The sequence below is a fragment of the Psychrobacter sp. CAL346-MNA-CIBAN-0220 genome (genome assembly GCF_040309805.1).
Taxonomy (GTDB): domain Bacteria; phylum Pseudomonadota; class Gammaproteobacteria; order Pseudomonadales; family Moraxellaceae; genus Psychrobacter.
Genome location: NZ_JBEOPF010000394.1, coordinates 1 through 263, shown reverse-complemented (window position 1 = coordinate 263; position 263 = coordinate 1). Strand labels below are relative to the sequence as shown.

General features: G+C 49.4%; 1 protein-coding gene. It reads left to right on the top strand.

Translation table 11 applies throughout. The annotated features are described in order from the left end of the window. Positions 1-263: hypothetical protein (locus AAEY88_RS14105; RefSeq protein ID WP_350563386.1), on the top strand; the 263-nt coding region annotated here is incomplete at both ends.

The window sequence follows — 263 nt, the reverse complement described above, 5'->3', positions numbered from 1 at the left end:
GTGCCGCGTTATCTCACTGGTGGAGAATGGCAGCCGTATAAAACGGTAGCGACTATGTCAAATGCTATGGATGTGTCAGAGCCAAGTAATTGGCCTCGTGTTGAAGCGATTTGTGAGCAAATGGGCTGGCCGTTATCATTGGTAACAGGCGTGGCTCTTTCTGAAGATGATACCGCTGGCGCTTTAGCAGAACTTTATCAGTTGGGTTATCAATCAGAGCCCCATGCGGCGATTGCGGCTCATGCATTAACGCTTGGCTTAAC